General features: G+C 68.6%; 17 protein-coding genes, 1 tRNA gene and 1 pseudogene. 8 read left to right on the top strand and 11 right to left on the bottom strand.

Annotated features, from left to right (window positions below; genetic code table 11):
* Window positions 1-50: 50 nt before the first annotated feature.
* The gene (locus G6N30_RS06305; protein WP_134060507.1) at window positions 51-1,238 is read left to right on the top strand and encodes a PrsW family intramembrane metalloprotease; all 1,188 of its coding nucleotides are present in this window, start codon (window positions 51-53) and stop codon (window positions 1,236-1,238) included.
* Here G6N30_RS06305 and G6N30_RS06300 read toward each other — a convergent pair.
* From G6N30_RS06300 to G6N30_RS06290, 3 genes are read right to left on the bottom strand one after another with little or no spacing between them, the layout of a single operon-like run.
* Window positions 1,228-2,070 carry an acyl-CoA thioesterase gene (locus tag G6N30_RS06300; protein ID WP_134060506.1) on the bottom strand — a complete coding sequence of 281 codons (843 nt, stop codon included), beginning with the start codon at window positions 2,068-2,070 and terminating at the stop codon, window positions 1,228-1,230. The two genes, G6N30_RS06305 and G6N30_RS06300, sit on opposite strands and share 11 nt — an antisense overlap.
* Window positions 2,039-4,801 carry a DNA polymerase I gene (polA, locus tag G6N30_RS06295; protein WP_276026626.1) on the bottom strand — a complete coding sequence of 921 codons (2,763 nt, stop codon included), beginning with the start codon at window positions 4,799-4,801 and terminating at the stop codon, window positions 2,039-2,041. Before polA ends, G6N30_RS06300 begins: the two co-directional genes overlap by 32 nt.
* A complete protein-coding gene (locus G6N30_RS06290; protein WP_134060504.1) occupies window positions 4,794-5,684 on the bottom strand; it encodes a LysR family transcriptional regulator in 891 nt (296 codons plus the stop codon). Before G6N30_RS06290 ends, polA begins: the two co-directional genes overlap by 8 nt.
* A 70-nt stretch (window positions 5,685-5,754) precedes the next feature.
* On the opposite strand from G6N30_RS06290, the gene G6N30_RS06285 reads away from it, so the two are divergent.
* From G6N30_RS06285 to G6N30_RS06270, 4 genes are read left to right on the top strand one after another with little or no spacing between them, the layout of a single operon-like run.
* Window positions 5,755-6,894: an FAD-dependent monooxygenase gene (locus G6N30_RS06285; RefSeq protein WP_134060503.1), complete on the top strand. Its 1,140-nt coding sequence runs from the start codon at window positions 5,755-5,757 to the stop codon at window positions 6,892-6,894.
* The gene (locus G6N30_RS06280) at window positions 6,891-7,562 is read left to right on the top strand and encodes an alpha/beta fold hydrolase (RefSeq protein WP_134060502.1); all 672 of its coding nucleotides are present in this window, start codon (window positions 6,891-6,893) and stop codon (window positions 7,560-7,562) included. The genes G6N30_RS06285 and G6N30_RS06280 overlap by 4 nt, the downstream gene beginning before the upstream one ends.
* 46 nt (window positions 7,563-7,608) lie before the next feature.
* Window positions 7,609-8,049: a Zn-ribbon domain-containing OB-fold protein gene (locus tag G6N30_RS06275; RefSeq protein ID WP_134060501.1), complete on the top strand. Its 441-nt coding sequence runs from the start codon at window positions 7,609-7,611 to the stop codon at window positions 8,047-8,049.
* Entirely contained in the window at window positions 8,046-9,245 is a 1,200-nt protein-coding gene (locus G6N30_RS06270; RefSeq protein ID WP_134060500.1) for a lipid-transfer protein, read from the top strand. Before G6N30_RS06275 ends, G6N30_RS06270 begins: the two co-directional genes overlap by 4 nt.
* A 15-nt stretch (window positions 9,246-9,260) precedes the next feature.
* Here the strand turns inward: G6N30_RS06270 and G6N30_RS06265 are convergent, their stop codons facing one another.
* The 6 genes from G6N30_RS06265 to G6N30_RS06240 all read right to left on the bottom strand — a co-directional run bounded on the left by G6N30_RS06265 (window position 9,261) and on the right by G6N30_RS06240 (window position 15,172).
* On the bottom strand, window positions 9,261-10,004 hold the full coding sequence (locus G6N30_RS06265; RefSeq protein ID WP_134060499.1) for an ABC transporter ATP-binding protein: 744 nt from the start codon (window positions 10,002-10,004) through the stop codon (window positions 9,261-9,263).
* Window positions 9,988-10,815: an ABC transporter ATP-binding protein gene (locus tag G6N30_RS06260; protein WP_134060498.1), complete on the bottom strand. Its 828-nt coding sequence runs from the start codon at window positions 10,813-10,815 to the stop codon at window positions 9,988-9,990. The genes G6N30_RS06265 and G6N30_RS06260 overlap by 17 nt, the downstream gene beginning before the upstream one ends.
* Window positions 10,812-12,017 carry a branched-chain amino acid ABC transporter permease gene (locus tag G6N30_RS06255; RefSeq protein ID WP_134060497.1) on the bottom strand — a complete coding sequence of 402 codons (1,206 nt, stop codon included), beginning with the start codon at window positions 12,015-12,017 and terminating at the stop codon, window positions 10,812-10,814. Before G6N30_RS06255 ends, G6N30_RS06260 begins: the two co-directional genes overlap by 4 nt.
* The gene (locus tag G6N30_RS06250; protein WP_134060496.1) at window positions 12,014-13,051 is read right to left on the bottom strand and encodes a branched-chain amino acid ABC transporter permease; all 1,038 of its coding nucleotides are present in this window, start codon (window positions 13,049-13,051) and stop codon (window positions 12,014-12,016) included. Before G6N30_RS06250 ends, G6N30_RS06255 begins: the two co-directional genes overlap by 4 nt.
* Before the next feature lie 85 nt (window positions 13,052-13,136).
* Window positions 13,137-14,348 (bottom strand): branched-chain amino acid ABC transporter substrate-binding protein, encoded by a 1,212-nt coding sequence (locus tag G6N30_RS06245; protein ID WP_134060495.1) that lies wholly within the window; start codon window positions 14,346-14,348, stop codon window positions 13,137-13,139.
* A 200-nt stretch (window positions 14,349-14,548) separates the two neighbouring features.
* Window positions 14,549-15,172: a two-component system response regulator PdtaR gene (locus G6N30_RS06240; protein WP_134060494.1), complete on the bottom strand. Its 624-nt coding sequence runs from the start codon at window positions 15,170-15,172 to the stop codon at window positions 14,549-14,551.
* Between the two features lie 69 nt (window positions 15,173-15,241).
* Here G6N30_RS06240 and G6N30_RS06235 point away from each other — a divergent pair.
* Window positions 15,242-15,315 (top strand) — tRNA-Leu (locus tag G6N30_RS06235).
* Window positions 15,316-15,333: 18 nt separating this feature from the next.
* Here G6N30_RS06235 and G6N30_RS06230 read toward each other — a convergent pair.
* Both G6N30_RS06230 and G6N30_RS06225 read right to left on the bottom strand, forming a co-directional pair.
* Entirely contained in the window at window positions 15,334-16,284 is a 951-nt protein-coding gene (locus G6N30_RS06230; protein ID WP_134060493.1) for an SDR family NAD(P)-dependent oxidoreductase, read from the bottom strand.
* A 23-nt stretch (window positions 16,285-16,307) separates the two neighbouring features.
* Entirely contained in the window at window positions 16,308-16,940 is a 633-nt protein-coding gene (locus G6N30_RS06225; protein ID WP_134060492.1) for a TetR/AcrR family transcriptional regulator, read from the bottom strand.
* A 113-nt stretch (window positions 16,941-17,053) separates the two neighbouring features.
* Between G6N30_RS06225 and G6N30_RS06220 the strand changes: the two genes are divergently transcribed.
* Window positions 17,054-18,268, top strand: a complete 1,215-nt coding sequence (locus G6N30_RS06220; protein ID WP_134060491.1) for a cytochrome P450 — start codon at window positions 17,054-17,056, stop codon at window positions 18,266-18,268.
* Window positions 18,269-18,346: 78 nt separating this feature from the next.
* Window positions 18,347-19,021: pseudogene (locus tag G6N30_RS06215) on the top strand (HNH endonuclease signature motif containing protein); the annotation flags it as partial.
* Window positions 19,022-19,023: the final 2 nt, after the last annotated feature.

Raw genomic sequence — 19,023 nt, 5'->3', positions numbered from 1 at the left:
AATGGAGCCAACTCCGCGAAGCGCCGCGGTATTCCGGCTAGCCTGCTGAGGTGTCCCGCCTCGGCACCCCGCCCCCACCGCAGCTGTACGCCTCCCCCTGGGTCCGGCAAGTGCGCAGAGTCGGCGCGCCACTCGGAGTGCTGATCGCCCTCGGCACGCTGGCCGGCCTGCTCGTCATCCTGCTCACGGCGGTCAACCCGACCGGGACGGCGATCGGGTTCGTGCTGTCGAGCATCGCGATGGCGGTCGTCGTGCTGGCGTACCTGTGGCTGGACAGGTGGGAACCGGAACCGCCGCGGCTGCTGGTGTTCGCGTTCCTCTGGGGCACCTCAGCGGCCGTCGTCATCTCGGCGGTGCTGCAGCTGTTCCTCGAGGCGTGGGTGAACCCGGCCCTCGGCGGCGACGGGTCGGAAGGCGTCAGCCCCGTGACGCTGGTGCTGGGTGCGCCACTGACCGAGGAGGCCGCCAAGGGCCTGTTCCTGCTCATCATGATGACCGGCGCGCGCCGCAACGAGATGAACTCGCTGACCGACTGTCTGGTGTACGCGGGCCTGGTCGGGGCGGGCTTCGCCTGGCTCGAGGACATCCTCTACATCGCCAACGGTGAGTCGCTGGCCGACTCGCTGCTCACCGCCGCGCTCCGGCTCGTCATGGCGCCGTTCGCCCACTCGCTGTTCACCACGGTGTTCGCGATCGGCGTGTGGTTCGCCCTGCAACGCCGCGAGGCCGCCGCCAGAACCGGGTTCCTCCTGCTCGGCTACGCCGGAGCGGTGTTGTTGCACGCGATGTGGAACGGCTCGTCGCTCCTCGGGGTCGGGGCGTACTTCGGTCTGTACGTGTTCTGGATGATGCCGATGTTCGCGCTCGCGATCCTGCTGGCGGTCAGGAGCAGGCGCCGCGAGCAGCAGGTCGTGGCGGCCAAACTGCCCGGGATGGTGGCCGCGGGCGTGGTGACCCCCAGCGAGGCGACGTGGCTCGGCTCGCTGCGGACGCGCAAACAGGCCGTCGCCGAGGCCAGGAGGTTCGGCGGCAAGCAGGCCGAGGCGTCGGTCAAGAAGTTCGCGCACCAGGTCGTGGAACTGGCATTCGTGCGCGACCGCATCGACCGCGGGTTCGGCGATCCGCGCGTCGTCGGACTGCTCCACGAGGAGACCTACGCGGTGTACGCGGCCCGCGCGGCGTCGCCGGCGCTGCACCACATGGCCGGCTACCGGGCCGGGGCGGTCATCAGGCCTTGAAGTACACCAGCTGGTGGGTGGTGACCAGCAGTTCGCCGGCCGCGCTCCACAATTCGGCCGACTGGTCGAAGTAGCCGCGCGAGAACCGGTTGGCCTCGGCGCGCGCCAACACGAAATCGCCGCCCGCGGCGTGGAGTGCCTGCGCATCGGCGTGGAAGTACGTCGTCAGCGAGATCGTCCCGGCGGGTGACATGGCCCCCTGCCGCAGGAACACCCGCGGATAGAAGATGTCGCTCATCGCCGTCAGAGACGGAAAGTCCAGCGCGCGCCCGCGGCGATCCCGCGCCCACAGCGTCGTCACCGATGACGGTTCAGGTTGGGCTCCCGGCCCAGGCACCCCGCCCTCGACGTAACGCATCTCGTAGTTGCGCGCCCACACGATCATGTCGGGCAGCCCGCTCTCCGCGACGTCGGCGGGTGCGGGCACCGGCGGCACGGCCCGTTCGGTGTCCGACCAGGTGTCGCGCCGGAGACCGAACACCGCGGTGGCGTTCGTCTTGACCGCGCCGTCCTGCCAGAGTTCGACGAGCCAGTGCTGGTTGGTCCGGTTCGTGCGGACCGCCTTCACCGCGATGTCGAAGGGTCCGTCCGCGACGGGCGCGGCGAAATTCACTGTCAGCGCGAGGGGTTCGCCGATGCGCTCCGGCTGTACTTCGACGGCCCGCAGCAACACCGCCGCAGTCATCCCGCCGAACGGACCGACCATGTTGGCCCAGTCCGGGCGGGTGCGGCCACGCAACCGGCCGGCCAGTTCCGTGGGTTCGAGCTCGATCGCCTCGTCGAACGGATGCACCGGCACGTCAGTGGGCCGCCGCGTCCCAGCTGCGGCCATATCCGACACTGACCTCCAGCGGCACGTCGAGCGCGTAGGCGCTGCCCATCTTGTCGCGGACCAACGCTTCGAGCGTGTCCCGCTCGCCGTCGGCGACTTCGAACAGCAGCTCGTCGTGCACCTGAAGCAGCATCCGGGACGTCAGCCCGGCGTCCTTGATCGCCTGGTCGACGTCGATCATCGCGACCTTGATGATGTCGGCGGCGCTGCCCTGGATCGGGGCGTTGAGCGCGGCCCGCTCCGCGGCCTCACGGACGTTGCGGTTGCTGCTGTCGAGTTCGGGCAGATACCGCCTGCGGCCGAACACCGTCGAGGTGTAGCCGTCCTTACGGGCCTGGTCGACGACGTCGCGCAGGTAGTCGCGGATCCCGCCGAACCGGGCGAAGTACTGGTCCATCTGGACCTTCGCTTCTTCGGTCGAGATCTTGAGCTGCGCGGCCAGCCCGTAGGCGCTCAACCCGTACGCCAACCCGTACGACATGGCTTTGACACGGCGGCGCAGGTCCGGGGTCACCTCGTCGATCGGGACGTCGAACGCCCGCGAGGCGACGAAGGAGTGCAGATCCTCACCGGTGTTGAACGCCTCGATCAGCCCGGCGTCCTGCGACAGGTGCGCCATGATGCGCATCTCGATCTGGCTGTAGTCGGCCGTCATGAGCTCGGCGTATCCGTCACCCACCACGAACGCGTCGCGGATGCGCCGGCCAGCTTCCGTGCGGATCGGGATGTTCTGCAGGTTCGGTTCGGTCGACGACAACCGGCCGGTGGCGGCGATCGTCTGGTTGAAGGTGGTGTGGATGCGACCGTCGGAAGCCACCGAGTTCAGCAGCCCGTCCACGGTGACCTTGAGCCGCGTGGCGTCGCGGTGCGCCAGCAGGTGCTGCAGGAACGGGTGCCCGGTCTTGTCGAACAACGACTGCAGGGCGTCGGCGTCGGTGGTGTAGCCGGTCTTGGTCTTCTTGGTCTTGGGCATCTCGAGTTCGTCGAACAGCACGGTCTGCAGCTGTTTGGGCGACCCGAGGTTGATCTGCTTGCCGATCACCGCGTAGGCGGCCTCGGCGGCATCGCGGATCAGATCGGCGAATTCGCTCTGCAGTTGCCGCAATTGGTCGATGTCGACGCCGATGCCGACGTGCTCCATCTCGGCGAGCACCCGCTGCACCGGCAACTCCATGCGGCCGAGCAGCGACGACGAGTCGATGCGGGCGAGTTCCTCGTCGAGCGCGTCGGCGAGGTCGAGCACCGCGACGGCACGCAGGATCAGCGTCTGGACGGCCTGGTCGTCGCCGCCGTCACTGTCGTCGAGCAGCGAGAGTTGTTGCTGCGCAGGGTTGTCCGCGCGCAGCTCCCGGCGCAGGTAGCGCAGCGACAGGTCGTCGAGGCTGAAACTGCGCTGACCGGGCCGCACCAGGTACGCCGCCAGCGCGGTGTCGGAGGTGACCCCGGCGAGCTTCCAGCCGCGACCGGCCAGATCGTGCATGGCGAGCTTGGCCTCGTGCAGCGCCTTCGGCGGGCCCGGGTCGGCGAGCCACGACGCGAGCGCCGCCTCGTCGTCCGGGTCGAGGGCCGAGGTGTCGATGTAGCGGCCGTCGCCGTCGGCGGCCACGATGGCCAGCGCGGTGGCGTCGGCGTCGTAGGCCAGATGCGTGCCCACGACCGCGAGCCCGAACCGGTTGCCGAGGCTGTGTTCGGACAGCCAGGCGGCGAGCTCACCGCGTTCCAGCGCCTTGCCCCGCACGTCGAACCCGTGCTCGACCTCGGGTTCGACGGCTGCCAGCGTCTCGAACAACCGGTCGCGCAGCACGCGGAATTCGAGGTCGTCGAAGAGGCGGTGGATCTGATCGCGGTTCCACGGCTGCACCCGCAGCGTGTCGGGCGTGTGCGGAAGCGGGACGTCCTTGACGAGATCGGTGAGTTCCCGGTTGAGCACCACGTGCGACAGGTTCGCCCGCAGGGCGTCGCCGACCTTGCCCTTGACCTGATCGACGTTGTCCACCAGCGCCTGCAGCGACCCGTACTCGGCGATCCACTTGGTGGCCGTCTTCTCCCCCACGCCCGGGATGCCCGGCAGGTTGTCGCTCGGATCGCCGCGCAGCGCCGCGAAGTCCGGATACTGCTGCGGGGTGAGGCCGTACTTCTCCAGGACCGCGTCGGGGGTGAACCGGGTCAGCTCGCTGACACCCTTGCGCGGATAGAGCACGGTGACGTCGTCACTGACCAGCTGCAGCGCGTCGCGGTCCCCGGTGACGACGAGCACCCGGTACCCCTCGGCCTCCGCCTGGGTGGCCAGCGTGGCGATGATGTCGTCGGCCTCGAAGCCGGGTTCGGCCAGCACGGCGATACCCAGCGCGACGAGCACCTCTTTGGTGATGTCGATCTGACCGCGGAACTCGTCCGGTGTCGAGGAGCGGCCGGCCTTGTACTCGGGGTATTTGTCGACGCGGAAGGTCTGGCGGGACACGTCGAACGCCGCGGCCACATGGCTCGGCTGCTCGTCCCGCAGCAGGTTGATGAGCATCGCGGTGAACCCGTAGACCGCGTTCGTGGTGAGCCCGCCCTGGGTCTTGAAGTTCTCCGCGGGCAGCGCGTAGAAGGCGCGGTAGGCCAGTGAGTTGCCGTCCAGCAGCATCAGTGTCGGCTTGTCGTCCGCCTTGGCGGCGGCCTTCTGGTTGGTGGCCGTTTTCTTGGCGGTGGAGGTACTGGCTGGGCTCACGGGCACAACTCTAGGCATCCCCGGTGACACGCAGGCGCTCGCGGGCCATGCCGATGAGCGCCCGCGCGGCCGGACTGACCGGGCCGCCGGCACGCCACGCCAGGACGAGGCGTCCGCGCAGTTCGGGAGTGATCGCGACGGCATGCAGGTCGGCGCGGTGCCGGGCGACCGACTGCGGCACGATCGCGACACCGAGGCCGCGTGCGGCCAGGTCGGCGAGTTCCTGCGGCGTGCTGGCCTCGAACGCGATCCGCGGCGTGCGGCCCGCGGACGCGAAGGCCTCGCCGAGTCGGCGCCGCAGGCCCGTTCCCTCCGGCAGGGCGATCAGGGACCGCTCGGCGAGCGCTGTCACCGGCACCGATTCGACGTCGCGCCACGGGTCGTCGAGGCCCACTGCGGCGTCGATCGCCTCATCGGTGGTGACCTCGACTTCGAGCCCGTCGGGCACCTCGTCGGCACCGACCGACGCGATCACGAGATCGAATCCGCCCGACCGCACCCCCTCGACCAGGCGGTCGGAGTCCGCGGTGCTCAGCGTGATCTCGACGCCCGGATGGGCGGCGTGGAAATCCGCGAGCAACGCGGGCATGTCGACGTTGTGCGCGGTGACGGTCCCGATCACCACACAGCCGCGGACCAGCCCGGCGAGTTCCTCCACAGCGACCCTGGCGTCGGCGACCGCGGCCAGGGCAGCCTGCGCGTGCGGCAACACCGCCGCGCCCGCGGCGGTGAGCCGAACCTGCCGCCGCGCGCGGTCCAGCAGCGGCTGCCCCAGCTCGCGTTCCAGCCGCGCGACCTGCGCGCTCACCGCCGGCTGCGCCACGTGCACGCGTTGGGCGGCCCGGGTGAAGTTCGCCTCCTCCGCGACGGCGACGAAGTACTCGAGCTGACGCAGTTCCATAAGGAATCACAATAGTTTGTCGCACAAACCTGTATTGGACTTATAGTCCGCGCTGTCTCACCGTGGAGTCATGAACTCACCACGCGTCCTCGTCGCCGGAGCAGGAATCGGCGGGCTCACCGCGGCACTCACGCTGCATCAGCGGGGTTTCGCCGTCGCGGTCGTCGAGCGCGCCCGCGAGCTCAAACCGCTCGGGGTCGGCATCAACCTGCTCCCCCATGCGGTCGCCGAACTGGAGCGGCTCGGCCTCGCCGATCGGGTCGCGTCGGTCGCCTCCGCGCCGTCGGCCATCTCCTTCTTCGACAGCACCGGGCGACACCTGTTCCGCGAACCACGCGGACTCGACGGCGGCTACGGCCACCCGCAACTCTCGGTGCACCGAGGTGTGCTGCAGTCGGTGCTCGCGGGTGCGGTGGCGGAGCGACTCGGCCCCGGTGCCGTGCGCCTGGGGTGGGGGCTGACCGGCTTCACCGAAAGAGCCGACGGCGTCGTCGCCCACACCGCCGGCGGCGACCTACGGGCCGACGTCCTCGTCGGCGCCGACGGTGTCGACTCCGTGGTTCGCGAGATCCTCCACCCGCAGTCGGGCCCGCTGATGTGGTCCGGGATCCGGATGTTCCGCGGCGCCGCGCGGCGGGCACCGTTTCTCGACGGCCGCACCATGGCGATCGTCAAGGGTCCCGGCGAGGTCGACCTCGTCACCTACCCGATCGGCGGCGCCCTGGTGAACTGGGTGCTGCAGGTGCCCGGCGGCAGGCCCGGCCCCCTGCCCGGCGACGCCGGCTGGAACCGGCCCGCCGACAGGTCCGAGGTGCGCCGCCACGTGCGTGACTGGCGGCTCGACTGGCTGGACGTCGAGGCGCTGATCGACCACACCGACGACGTCTTCGAGTATCCGATGGTCGACCGTGATCCGTTGCCGCGCTGGGGCACCGAGCGGGTGACTCTCCTCGGCGACGCCGCCCACCCGATGTATCCGGTCGGGGCCAACGGCGGGTCGCAGGCGATCGTCGACGCCCGCGTGCTGGCCGACGAACTCACGGCAGGACCGGGCGGGCTGGGCCGCTATGAGACGCGCAGATGCGCCGACACCGCCGCCGTCGTCGCGGCGAACCGGACCATGCATCGCGCCGGCGCGAGCCGGCGTCCCGAGGACCTCGAGCGCGTCACCGCGCAGTACCGACACGACACCGCAAGGAGTTACTCATGAGCACCTTCGTCCTCGTCCCCGGCGCCTGCCACGGCGCCTGGTGTTTCGACGATCTGGCCGACGCGCTGCGCGCGCGGGGCCACCGCGCGCACGCCTACACGCTGACCGGCGTCGCCGAACGCGCCCACCTCGCCCACGCCGGGGTCAACCTCGACACCCACATCGCGGACATGTGCGCTGCGGTGGCGGCGCTGCCCGACGACGAGTTGGTGCTCGTGGGCCACAGCTACGGCGGCATGGTGATCACCGCGGTGGCCGACCGGATGCCGGACCGCGTCGACGCCGCGGTGTACCTCGACGCCCTCGTCCCGCGCGACGGCGAATCCTGTTGGGATCTGGTCAACGACGCCGAACGGCAGTGGTATCTCGGCGTCGACGACACCGGCTACGGCGTCCCCGCGTTGCCGTTCTTCGACGACCGCGCCTCGTCGCACCCGCTGGCGTCGCTGCTTCAACGGATCACGCTCACCGGCGACCTGAGCAGTCTGCGCCGGCGAGATTACGTGTACGCCTTGCGGTGGCCCGGTGAATCGCCGCTGCGCCGGTCCTACGAGCGCGTCCGCGACGATCCGGCGTGGACGGTGCACGAACTGGACGGCGCACACAATCTCATGCGCGACAACCCCGACGATCTGGTGCGCATCCTGCTCGACGCCGCCGCCCACTGACTGGAACACGTTTCAGTTTTGCCCCCGCTCTGGGTACGCTGACCGCGTGTCAGCAGCTTCCACGCAACCGGCGATCGACGGCTGGTTCGCCACCGAAGGCTCCGGTGAGGCCTACCTGATCGGCGGCAAATGCCATCAGTGCGGGACCTACGTCTTCCCGCCGCGGTCCAACAACTGCCCGAACCCGGCCTGCGACGGCGACGACCTCGCGCAGGTCCCGCTGTCCCGGCGCGGAACCCTGTGGAGTTACACCGAGAACCGGTACGCACCCCCGCCGCCCTACCCGTCGCCGGATCCCTTCGAGCCGTTCGCCGTTGCGGCCGTCGAGCTGGCGGAGGAAGGCCTGATCGTGCTCGGCAAGGTGGTCGAGGGGACACTCGCCGCCGATCTGAAGGTCGGCATGGAGATGGAGCTGACCACCATGCCGCTGTACACCGACGACGACGGCGTCGTACGCATCGTGCACGCGTGGAGGATCGCCCGATGAGCCCCGAACCCGTCTACATCCTCGGCGCCGGTATGCACCCGTGGGGCAAGTGGGGCAACGACTTCACCGAGTACGGCGTGGTCGCCGCCCGCGCCGCCCTCGCTGAGGCCGGCATGGACTGGCGCCAGATCCAGCTGGTCGCCGGCGCCGACACCATCCGCAACGGCTACCCCGGATTCGTCGCCGGGTCGACGTTCGCCCAGAAGCTGGGGTGGAACGGCGTGCCCGTCACCTCCAGCTACGCCGCGTGCGCCAGTGGATCACAGGCACTGCAGAGCGCCCGCGCGCAGATCCTCGCGGGGTTCTGCGACGTCGCGCTGGTGATCGGCGCGGACACCACGCCGAAGGGGTTCTTCGCCCCCGTCGGCGGTGAGCGCAAGAACGATCCCGACTGGCAGCGCTTCCACCTGATCGGCGCCACGAACCCCGTCTACTTCGCGATGCTCGCGCGCCGCCGAATGGACCTCTACGGCGCGACGCTCGAGGACTTCGCCGCGGTGAAGGTGAAGAACGCCCGCCACGGCCTGGAGAACCCGAACGCCCGGTTCCGCAAGGAGACCTCGGTCGAGGACGTGTTGGCCAGCCCGGTCGTCTCGGATCCGCTTCGCCTGCTCGACATCTGCGCGACCTCCGACGGTGCCGCGGCGCTGATCGTGGCCAGCAAGTCGTTCGCCGAGAAGCACCTCGGATCGGTCGAGGGCGTGCCGTCGGTGCGGGCCGTGAGCCTGCAGACGCCGCAGTACCCGCAGCATCTGCCCGAACTGCCCGACATCGCCACCGATTCCACCGCGGTGGTGCCGGCGCCCGACCGCGTGTTCAAGGATCAGATCCTCGATGCGGCGTACGCCGAGGCCGGGATCGGACCCGAAGACCTCAGCGTCGCCGAGGTCTATGACCTGTCGACCGCGCTCGAGCTCGACTGGTACGAACACCTCGGGCTCTGCCCCAAGGGTGAGGCGGAGACGCTGTTGCGTAGCGGGGCGACCACGATCGGAGGCCGGATACCGGTCAACCCGTCGGGCGGACTGGCGTGCTTCGGGGAAGCCATTCCCGCCCAGGCCATCGCCCAGGTCTGCGAGTTGACCTGGCAGCTCAAGGGTCAGGCCACCGGACGCCAGGTCGAGAACGCCAAGGTCGGCGTGACCGCGAACCAGGGGTTGTTCGGCCACGGCTCGTCGGTGGTCGTCGCGCGCTAGTCGGTTGCTGGAGCGTCAGGCCACGCCGAGATAGGCGGCGCGGATACTGTCGTCGTGCAGCAGTTCCCGCGCATCGCCGGTCCTGGTGACCTCACCGGTCTCGAGGATGTAGGCACGATCCGAACGCGACAACGCCTGCTGGGCGTTCTGCTCCACCAGCAGCACCGTCGTGCCCTGGGCGTTGATGTCGGCGATGATCTTGAAGATCTGCGAGATCACCATGGGCGCCAGGCCCATCGACGGCTCGTCGAGCAGCAGCACCTTCGGCCGCGCCATCAGCGCGCGGCCGATCGCGAGCATCTGCTGCTCGCCGCCGGAGAGCGTGCCGCCCACCTGGGCGCGGCGCTCCGCTAAGCGCGGGAAGGTCTCGAACACCCAGTCCAGTCGCTCACGGTGCTCGTTCTTGGTCGGGAACTTCCTTGCGTAGCAGCCCATTTCGAGGTTCTCGGTGACGGTCATACCGGGGAACACGCCACGGCCCTCCGGCGCCTGGATCAGGCCGTCGGCCACCCGCCGGTGCGCTTTCACGCGGGAGACGTCGACACCGTCGAACCACACCGAACCCGAGGTGAGCGGACGCAGGCCCGAGATGGCCCGCATCATTGTGGTCTTACCCGCGCCGTTGGAACCCAGCAGCGTGACCAGTTCGCCCTCGTGCACCTTCAGGGACACCCCGTGCAGGGCCCGGATGCGGCCGTAGTGCACGACGATGTCGCGGACCTCGAGCAGCACCTTGCGTGGCTCAACCGATTTCGTCATCAGGCACTCCAAGGTAGGCGGCGATGACCTTCGGGTCCTCGCGGATCGCGGCGGGCAGTCCATCGGCGATCTTGCGCCCGAACTCCAGCACCACGATCCGGTCGGTCACGCCCATCACCAACCGCATGTCGTGTTCGATCAGCAGTACGGTGTAGCCGTCGTCGCGGATCTTGCGGATCAGCTCGATGAGCGCGGCCTTCTCGGCCGGGTTGAAGCCGGCGGCCGGTTCGTCGAGGCACAACAGTTTGGGTTCGGTGGCCAGCGCGCGGGCGATCTCGAGCCGGCGCTGATCTCCGTAGGGTAGGTTCTTGGCCTTCTCCTCGCCGCGGTGGGCGATACCTACGAAATGTAGGAGTGCAGCCGATCTTTCGATCGCCGACTTCTCCTCCCGGCGGTGTCGCGGTGTGCGGACCAGCGCCCCGGGCACCGAGGTGAGGTGCCGCGCGTCCGTGCCCACCATGACGTTCTCCAGCGCGGTCATCTCACCGAACAGCCGGATGTTCTGGAAGGTGCGGGCGATACCGCGACGGGTGATCTGGTGGCGTTTGATCCGGCCCAGCGGTTTGCCGTCGAAGGTGACCGAACCCGAACTCGGCCGGTACACACCGGTGATCGCGTTGAAACAGGTGGTCTTTCCCGCGCCGTTCGGACCGATCAGACCGAGGATCTCGCCGCGGCGGATGTCGAAGGTGACCGCGTCCAGTGCGGTCAGACCGCCGAACTTCACCGTCAGATCCTGGGTCTGCAGCAGTGTCTCGCCTTCTGCCGCGCTGATTTCCCGATGGACGCCGGAGAGCTCCTCGATGGTCATCGCACCGCTCCTTCGCTGTCGCCCGGCGCCCTGCGCAGCATGTCGCGCGCGGCCTTGCCGTAGGTGAGCAGTTGCTGACGCACGGGGAACAGCCCCTGCGGACGGAAGATCATCAGCACAACCAGCGCCATCCCGAAGAACAGATACTTCAGGTCGCCGAGGTTGATGCCCAGGAAGTGCACGCCGAGAAGGCGATTGGGCAGGTAGACGATGATGAACGCGCCGAAGATCACGCCGAGTTTGTTGCCCTGGCCGCCCAGGACGACCGCGCACAGGAACAGCATCGAGTTGATGATGTTGAACGTCGGCGGCGCCACGAACTGCACCTGGCCGGCGTAGAGCGCTCCGGACAGTCCGCCGATGGCGGCGCCGATCACGAACGCCCACAGCTTGAAGCGGAAGGTGTTGACCCCCATCACTTCGGCGGCGTCCTCGTCCTCGCGGACCGCCACCCAGGCCCGGCCGACCCGGCTGCGTTCGAGGTTGCCGACCAGCAGCAGGATGCCGACGATCAGCAGCAGCCCCAGCCAGAACCACCACGTGCCGTAGTTGGCGTCACCCGACGAGTTCGCGCTGGAGAACACGCCTTCGGGCAGCCGCTCGCTCTCCCCCACCCGCGGGTATTCGACCTCGTTGAGCCCGCGCGGGCCGTTGGTGACGTCGGCGAGGTTGTCGGCGAGCAGCCGGATGATCTCGCCGAACCCGAGCGTGACGATCGCCAGGTAGTCGCCGCGCAACCGCAGTGTCGGGGTGCCGAGGATGAGCCCGGCGAGCGCCGTCACCGCCATCGCCAGCGGCACGCAGAACAGCCACGCCCAGTCGGTGCCGAGCCAGCCGTCCGGACCGGCCTGATTCCACGGGCTGCTCGGGCTGGTCAGCAGGGCCACGGTGTACGCGCCGACGGCGTAGAAGCCGACGTAGCCGAGATCCAGCAGACCTGCCTGCCCCACAACGACGTTCAGGCCGATCGCGATGATGGCGACCATCGCGAACTGCGCCATGGTGCCGCCGAAGCTGATGCCCGGCGTGTCCAGGAACGGCGGCGTGAACAACGGCAGGAGGGCCAGCAACCCGAACAGCAGGATGCCGAACAGCCACTTGACCGGCCTGCTCAATCCCGACCACCAGGCCCGCAGCCCGTCTCCCGGAGCGAGCAGCTTGCTCGCCCCCGAGGTGGTGACGTCTCCTTGGCGTTGTGTCATACCCGCGCCTTCCCGAGGCTCTCACCGAGTATGCCGGTGGGCCGGATCAGCAGCACCAACACCAGCAGGACGAACGCGACCACATCGCGCCACTGCGTGCCGAACACCGCCTGACCCCAGTTCTCCATCACGCCCAGGATGAGGCCGCCGAGCAGCGCGCCGCGCAGGTTGCCGATACCGCCGAGCACCGCCGCGGAGAACGCCTTGATGCCGAGCAGGAATCCGCCGGAGTAGATGATGCCCTGTGGCACCTTGAGCGTGTACAGCAGCGCCGCCGCACCGGCCAGCAGGCCGCCGATCATGAACGTCAGCATGATGACCCGTTCGCGGGACACCCCCATCAGCGTGGCGGTGTTCGGATCCTGGGCCACCGCGCGGATACCTCGCCCGAACTTCGTCCGGTTGATGGCGATGTCGGTCAGCAGCGCGAAGAACAGTGCAGCGCCGATGATCACGAGCGTGACGTTGGAGACCGACGCCCCGAAGATCTCGAACTGGGTCTTGGGCTGCACCAGCGTGATCGGCTGCTGGGCATTGCTTCCGCCGTAGCCCTTGATGATCTTGGGCAGGATGAAGTGGACGAACTCCTGGAGCACGAACGACATGCCGATGGCGGTGATGAGGAACGTCAAGGGCCGGGCCCCGCGTCTTCGCAGCGGCCGGTAGGCGACGGCCTCCAGACCGACGGCCGCCGACCCGGACACCAGCATCGCGAACACCATCGCGATCGCCAGATACAGCACCGTCAGAGCGATGCCCTTGTTGTATGCGTTGCCCGACGGCGTGAACCCGAGAATGAAGTCGAGACAGAAGTAGGCGCCGAACATCCCGAGCATGAAGATCTCGGAGTGCGCGAAGTTGATCAGCCGCAGGACACCGAAGACCAAGGTGTAGCCGACCGCCACCAGGGCGTAGATCGCACCCCAGGACAGGCCGTCGATCGTCAACTGCCAGAAGCCGTCTCGCAGGCCTTCCAGGTTGAAGTTGATGTTGGCCGCCAGACAGGCGTACTGGTCGACGCACTGGGCGATCATCGGTGTGTGGGGCTCCTCGGCGCAGAAGGGGCTTCTAACGAAACGCGTCCGAGCCATGTGGTCTCGGACGCGTCTCGTCAGCTAGTCACTGGACTTTGTACATCCAGATCAGGGTGGTGGTGAGCTCACCCTGCGGGGTCCACTGGTAGTTGCGGGCCACGCCCTGGCCGTTGTAGTTCCGGACGTAGTCCAGCAGGGCCTGGCGGGTGATCGCGCCGGAGTCGATGCCCTTGACCAGGATGGTGCCCAGGTCGTAGCCCTCGGTGCTGTACGTGCCGGGCTCCTGGCCGAACTTCTGCGTGTACTCCTCGGCGAAGCTACCGGTCGCCGGGCCGCACGGGCAGGACAGCAGTGCGTCCTTGGACGATTCGCCGGCCTGCTTGACGAACTCCGGATCCTTGGTGCCGTCGGCGCTGACGAACGTCGCCTCGACGCCGCCGTCCTTGAGCTGCTGCACGAACGGGGCCGCTTCGGCGTAGTACCCGCTGAAGAACACCGACTGCGGGCTGACGCCCTTGACCTGGGTGACGGCGGCCGAGAAGTCCTTGTCGCCCTTCTTCACCGAGATGTTGCAACCCGCGTCCGCGACCGGCCCGAGCGTGTCGCGCACCGCCTGGGCGAGGCCCAGACCGTAGTCGGTGCTGTCGTCGACCACGCAGACCTTCTGGTGGCCCAGCGTGTTCTTCAGGTAGTTGGCGACCGACGGACCCTGCACGCCGTCGTTGGCCAGACCGCGGAAGAACGTCCGCCACCCCTTCTCCGACAGCGTGGTGTTGGTGGCCGATGCGGTGGCGGCGACCAGGCCGGCCTGGTTGAACACGTCACCGGTGGCGTTGGTCTCGCCGGAGAACGCCGGGCCGACCAGGCCGATCGTGTACTGGTCGTCGACGATCTGCGGAGCGATCGCACTGGCCTTCTGCGGGTCGCCCTCGGTGTCGAAGGTCTTGAGCTGAACCTGGCAGCCCGGGTTGGCCGCGTTGTGCTTGTCGACGGCCAACTGCACGCCGTTCTTGATGTTGATGCCCAGGGCCGCGTCCGGGCCGTTGAGCGCGCCGGCCATCGCGATCGACAGCGGCGGGCAGGTCGCCTTGCCGTCACCGGCCGGATCGGCTGGGGAGGCGCCCTCGGCCGCCTTGACCTCTGCACCGTTCTCGTCGATCTGGACCTGCTCGACGATCTTCAGATTCGTCTGCGCCGCTTCCTCTTCGGGTGTCGACTGACTGCAGCCGCCAAGGGCGAGCGCCAACAGCCCCGCGCTACCGAGAGCGAATGCGTTCCGTGCCACGCGACCGCGCACGTTTCACCTCCTGGTCGATGTTGTCATCGGCATCGACTCCCGCGGCCTTTCGGCTTGGGCGCTGACGCTTCCGGTAGAACATAGCCAACGACCGGCCGTGGTGCGTGATGTTGGAAAAGGCGTGGCGCGCCCCCGCGGGTGTGATCACGACGAACGGCGAGCGCCGAAACGCGATGTTTACCCACCGGGCTCCTCGACGGTTATCCCGCCGTCGGCTCGCTCTTCGGTGCGTCGAGCGTCTCCAGCACCACTTCGGCCACCCGCTTCATGGTGGTCCGGCGGTCCATCGCGGCCCGCTGGATCCACTTGAACGCCTCCGGCTCGGTCATGCCCTGGTTGGCCTGCAGCAGACCCTTCGCACGCTCGACGAGCTTGCGGGTCTCCAGCCGCTCGGACAGCGTCGCGACCTCCTCCTCGAGCGCGTGGATCTCGCTGAAGCGGCTGACCGCCACCTCGATCGCGGGGATGAGGTCGTTGACGTTGAACGGCTTGACCAGGTAGGCCATCGCGCCCGCGTCGCGGGCCTTCTCCACCAGCTCGCGTTGGCTGAACGCGGTCAGGATGACGATGGGGGCGATCCGCTTGCTCGCGATCTCGGATGCGGCGTCGATGCCGTCGCGGCGCGGCATCTTGACGTCCATGATGACGAGGTCGGGGTTGAGCGCTTCGGCGAGTTCGACGGCCTCTTGCCCGTCGCCGGCCTCGCCGACGATGTCGTAGCCCTCGTCGCGCAGCATCTCGGCGAGGTCCATCCGGATGAGTGCCTCGTCTTCGGCGATGAGGACGCGGCGCGGCGTCGGTGCGTCGGTCGGTGAGCCGGTCATGGAGTCATTGTGGCGGTAACCCGGGCGATCAGCGACCTCGGGGCCATCCTCTATGGTGGGAGACCGCACGCCCTCGTATCCCAACTGGCAGAGGAAACGGATTCAAAACCCGTACAGTGTGAGTTCGAATCTCACCGAGGGCACTCTCCCCCGTTGCATCGTCATCCTGAAGCCGTGAGCGCTTCGTACAACTGCGCCATCTCATCCGCCGGTCCCGACGGCACCGTGTAGTCGGTCCGGTCTTTGATCTCGTCGAGATGGGCGCGGACGTCCTCGATCGACAGATTCGGGTGGCGGTAGCCCCTGGTCCTGCCGATGAAGAACTGCGCCACGTGTCCCCCACCCACCGTGAAAATCTCCCCGTTGACCGGGCAGTCGCGGTGCGCGAGGAACGCCACCACCGGCGCCACCAGCGCGGGGTCGAGCGCGTCGAGGAACGGTGCCATCACCTCGTCGACCGCCGTGCGCTGCACCGGGTCGGTGACGTCGCTGAGCGAGTGATCGAGCATCCGGGTGGCGGCGATCGGGGCGATCGCATTCACCGTGATGTCCGTGCCGGCGCTCTCCGCGGCCAGCACGCGGGTGAACCCGATGAGTCCCGTCTTGGCCGCACCGTAGTTGGCCATCCGCTGGGCGCCGAAAATTCCTGCCGCCGAGCAGGTGTTGACGACGCGGCCGTATCCGCGCGACCGCATCACCTTCCACGCCGGCCGGGTCACGAAGAACGCGCCCTTGAGGTGGACGTCGATCAGACCTCGGAGGCGATCGTCGGTGATGTCCTCGAACGGGGCGGGGTCCACCGTTCCCGCGTTGTTGACGAGGATGTCGACTCGGCCCCAGGCGTCGAGCGCCGTGTCGATGACGGCTCGGCCCCCTTCGGGAGTTGCGACGGTGTGCGTGTCGGGGACCGCCTCGCCTCCGCGCGCGGCGATCTCCCGTGCGGCCGCCGCGGCGGGTCCCTCCCCCGATCCGTCACCGGTCACCGACCCCCCGAGATCGTTGACGACGACGCGGGCACCGCGCGCGGCCAGCAGCATCGCGTACGCCCTGCCCAGGCCCCTGCCCGCCCCCGTGACGACCGCGACCTGATCGTCGAACCGCAGATCACCCATGTCCGTGCGCCTTTCTCAGTGACTCACCCCGGCCAGACGTCTGACCGAGGTTCGAACCGCAACGGCACGACCCTCGGCAGCCGGCGCGGTGGGGTGGTCGAGATCCCGTCGACGATCAGCGCGACATAGCGCCGCCATCCGTCGCCGGGCAGATCCATCGTCCAGAGCACGCTGTTGAGCATCGCGATGATGCGCGGGAGATCATGGGCGGCAACCAGATCGGCGCGCACCAGCCCTTGCCGCTGGGCTCGCTCGGTGAGGTCGGTGAGCGTGTCGTAGAGGGGCGCGGGCACATCGTCGGTGAGGGAACCCGCCCGGCGCGCCGCGGCCAGGATGTGGTGTTCGCGCGCGCCGAGGGCGATCGCCGCTTCGATGAGCCGGGTGAGACCGCGCAGCGGATCCTTCGCGCGGCGGGCCTCGTCGATGACCGGTGTGAGATCTTCGGCGATCGCCTGCTCGAGTGCCGCCCGCACCAGGTCGCCCTTGTTGGGGAAGTGCCGGTACAAGGTGCGCTCACCGACCCCGGCGTGCCGGGCGACCACGTCGAGCGCGGCGTCGGGTCCGAGTTCGGCGTAGACCGCACGCGCGGCGCGGAGGATGCGCTCGACGTTCCGTGCGGCGTCAGCGCGTGGTCGCCGATCGTCGGGGTTCGCCATCCCCGCAGACTAACAACCGACAGTTGACTGCCAGTAATGTCGGCGGATACGGTCGGGGGTAGAACTGACAGTTGACTGCCTCTTACCCCGGACGGCCCGCCCTGAGGAGTCCCATGGCGCCGCACTCGAACGTCGACCACACGGACCTGCCCGTCATCCCCGCGCCGCGCGACCCAAGGTGTCCGCTCGCACCGCCGGACCAGTTCGGGAAGTGGCGGAAATCGACAGGCTTGCAACGGGTTTCGTGGCGCGGCGAACCGACGTGGGTGGTCAGCCGCTACCAGGACATCAGGGCCGCACTGGTGGACCCCCGGCTGAGTGCCGACACCCTGCCCGACTACTTGAAGCCGTCCACCGACAACGACAGTGCACCCGTGATCTTCCCGCGGGTCGACGACCCCGAACACAATCGGCTGCGCCGCATGATGACCAGGGATTTCACCTACCGGCGGGCCGAATCCATGCGTCCGGACATCCAGCGTCTGGTCGATGGTTTCCTCGACGACATGGAGGGCAGCGGTCCGCCGGCCGACCTGGTCCGCGCCTACGCGCTGCCGGTGCCGTCACTGGTGATCTGCCTCCTACTCGGCGTGCCCTATGCCGATCACGAGTTCTTCCAGCACCACAGCACGATCGGTTTGGACCGACTCGCCTCGGAGGAGGTCAAGGCCGCCGCGGGTGCGGCCATGTTCGAGTACATGACCGAGCTGGTCGGACGGAAGGAGCACGAGCCGGGTGACGACCTGATGAGCCGTCTGGTCGCGGAGCACGTGGTTCCCGGCCACATCACCCGGGAGACCGCGGCGGTAAACGCCATGATCCTGCTGCAGGCCGGCCATGAGACGACCGCCAGCATGGTCGCGCTCGGGACGCTGGCTCTGCTGCGGCATCCCGATCACCTGAGGCGGATCCGCGAGACCGACGACCGCGCCGTTCTCGCGCGTACCGTCGAGGAACTGATGCGCTACCTCAGCATCGTGCACAGCCTCGTCGACCGTGTCGCACTGGAGGACCTGTCGATCGGCGGGCAGCTGGTCGGCGCCGGGGAAACGTTGCTGATGAACCTGCCAGCGGGGAACTGGGATCCGCAGTTCACCGATCGCCCGGAGCTCCTCGACATCGACCGGAACACGCAGGGACACCTCGGCTTCGGATACGGCGTCCACCAGTGCATCGGCCAGAACCTCGCCCGCGTCGAACTGCAGGTGGCACTCGGCACGCTGTTTCGCCGCCTGCCCGACCTCCGGTTGGCCGTACCGTTCGAGAATCTGACGTTTCGCAACAACCAGGAGATCTACGGCATCGAGGAGCTCCCGGTGCGGTGGTGAGGGGCATGGCGCGCGTCAGTTGATCACGGGGCTTGTCGGGGTCGCCGATATACTCGTACCGCGCTGGTCGCCCGCATCGCCCTGAAACGGGCGGCAGGCGCCACGTTCGACGACCGCTCCCGCGGCCAGATCATGGCCGACACCCTCGTCGAGCGTGTCACCGGGAGTCCGGCCGAGGTGGCCTCGCCTGTGGCCGTGCACCTGGTCATGGCCGACCGCACCGCGTTCGCGGGTGACCCGGAGCCGGCCACCGTCACCGGCTACGGGCCGATTCCCGCCGAGATCGCCCGCAGGATGGTGGCCGCCGCGGTCACCGACCGCCGCTCGGCGGCCACGCTGCGCCGACTCTATCGCCGCGGCGGGGCGCTGATCGCGATGGAGTCGCGGGCGCGGCGGTTCCCGAAAGTATTGGCCGCCTTCATCGCCACCCGCGACCACACCTGCCGCACCCCGTACTGCGACGCCCCGATCCGCCACATCGACCACGCCCACCCCCACCACGACGGCGGACCCACCAGCGCCGTCAACGGCCAAGGCATGTGCGAATGCTGCAACTACGCAAAGGAGGCATCCGGCTGGCAGGTCAGCACCACCGTTGAAAGCGGTTCGCACACCACCGAATTCGTCACACCCACCGGGGCACACTACCGGTCGACCGCGCCACCCCCACCCGGCGCACCGCAGCTCACCGTCGCGACGATCGGCACCCGCGTGAGGGTCGACGTGGACGCCATGCGATGTCCCGCCGCCTGACC

It is taken from the genome of Mycolicibacterium litorale (assembly GCF_010731695.1).
Classification (GTDB): domain Bacteria; phylum Actinomycetota; class Actinomycetes; order Mycobacteriales; family Mycobacteriaceae; genus Mycobacterium; species Mycobacterium litorale.
This window is presented reverse-complemented; position numbering and strand designations above follow the sequence as displayed.

What these genes read in the sequence shown, in the direction of transcription:
- G6N30_RS06300 (WP_134060506.1), bottom strand. Translation starts at nt 2,070, where the DNA reads ATGGCCGCAGCTGGGACGCGGCGGCCCACTGACGTGCCGGTGCATCCG.
- polA (WP_276026626.1), bottom strand. Translation starts at nt 4,801, where the DNA reads ATGCCTAGAGTTGTGCCCGTGAGCCCAGCCAGTACCTCCACCGCCAAG.
- G6N30_RS06290 (WP_134060504.1), bottom strand. Translation starts at nt 5,684, where the DNA reads ATGGAACTGCGTCAGCTCGAGTACTTCGTCGCCGTCGCGGAGGAGGCG.
- G6N30_RS06285 (WP_134060503.1), top strand. Translation starts at nt 5,755, where the DNA reads ATGAACTCACCACGCGTCCTCGTCGCCGGAGCAGGAATCGGCGGGCTC.
- G6N30_RS06280 (WP_134060502.1), top strand. Translation starts at nt 6,891, where the DNA reads ATGAGCACCTTCGTCCTCGTCCCCGGCGCCTGCCACGGCGCCTGGTGT.
- G6N30_RS06270 (WP_134060500.1), top strand. Translation starts at nt 8,046, where the DNA reads ATGAGCCCCGAACCCGTCTACATCCTCGGCGCCGGTATGCACCCGTGG.
- G6N30_RS06265 (WP_134060499.1), bottom strand. Translation starts at nt 10,004, where the DNA reads ATGACGAAATCGGTTGAGCCACGCAAGGTGCTGCTCGAGGTCCGCGAC.
- G6N30_RS06260 (WP_134060498.1), bottom strand. Translation starts at nt 10,815, where the DNA reads ATGACCATCGAGGAGCTCTCCGGCGTCCATCGGGAAATCAGCGCGGCA.
- G6N30_RS06255 (WP_134060497.1), bottom strand. Translation starts at nt 12,017, where the DNA reads ATGACACAACGCCAAGGAGACGTCACCACCTCGGGGGCGAGCAAGCTG.
- G6N30_RS06250 (WP_134060496.1), bottom strand. Translation starts at nt 13,051, where the DNA reads ATGATCGCCCAGTGCGTCGACCAGTACGCCTGTCTGGCGGCCAACATC.
- G6N30_RS06240 (WP_134060494.1), bottom strand. Translation starts at nt 15,172, where the DNA reads ATGACCGGCTCACCGACCGACGCACCGACGCCGCGCCGCGTCCTCATC.
- G6N30_RS06230 (WP_134060493.1), bottom strand. Translation starts at nt 16,284, where the DNA reads ATGGGTGATCTGCGGTTCGACGATCAGGTCGCGGTCGTCACGGGGGCG.
- G6N30_RS06225 (WP_134060492.1), bottom strand. Translation starts at nt 16,940, where the DNA reads ATGGCGAACCCCGACGATCGGCGACCACGCGCTGACGCCGCACGGAAC.
- G6N30_RS06220 (WP_134060491.1), top strand. Translation starts at nt 17,054, where the DNA reads ATGGCGCCGCACTCGAACGTCGACCACACGGACCTGCCCGTCATCCCC.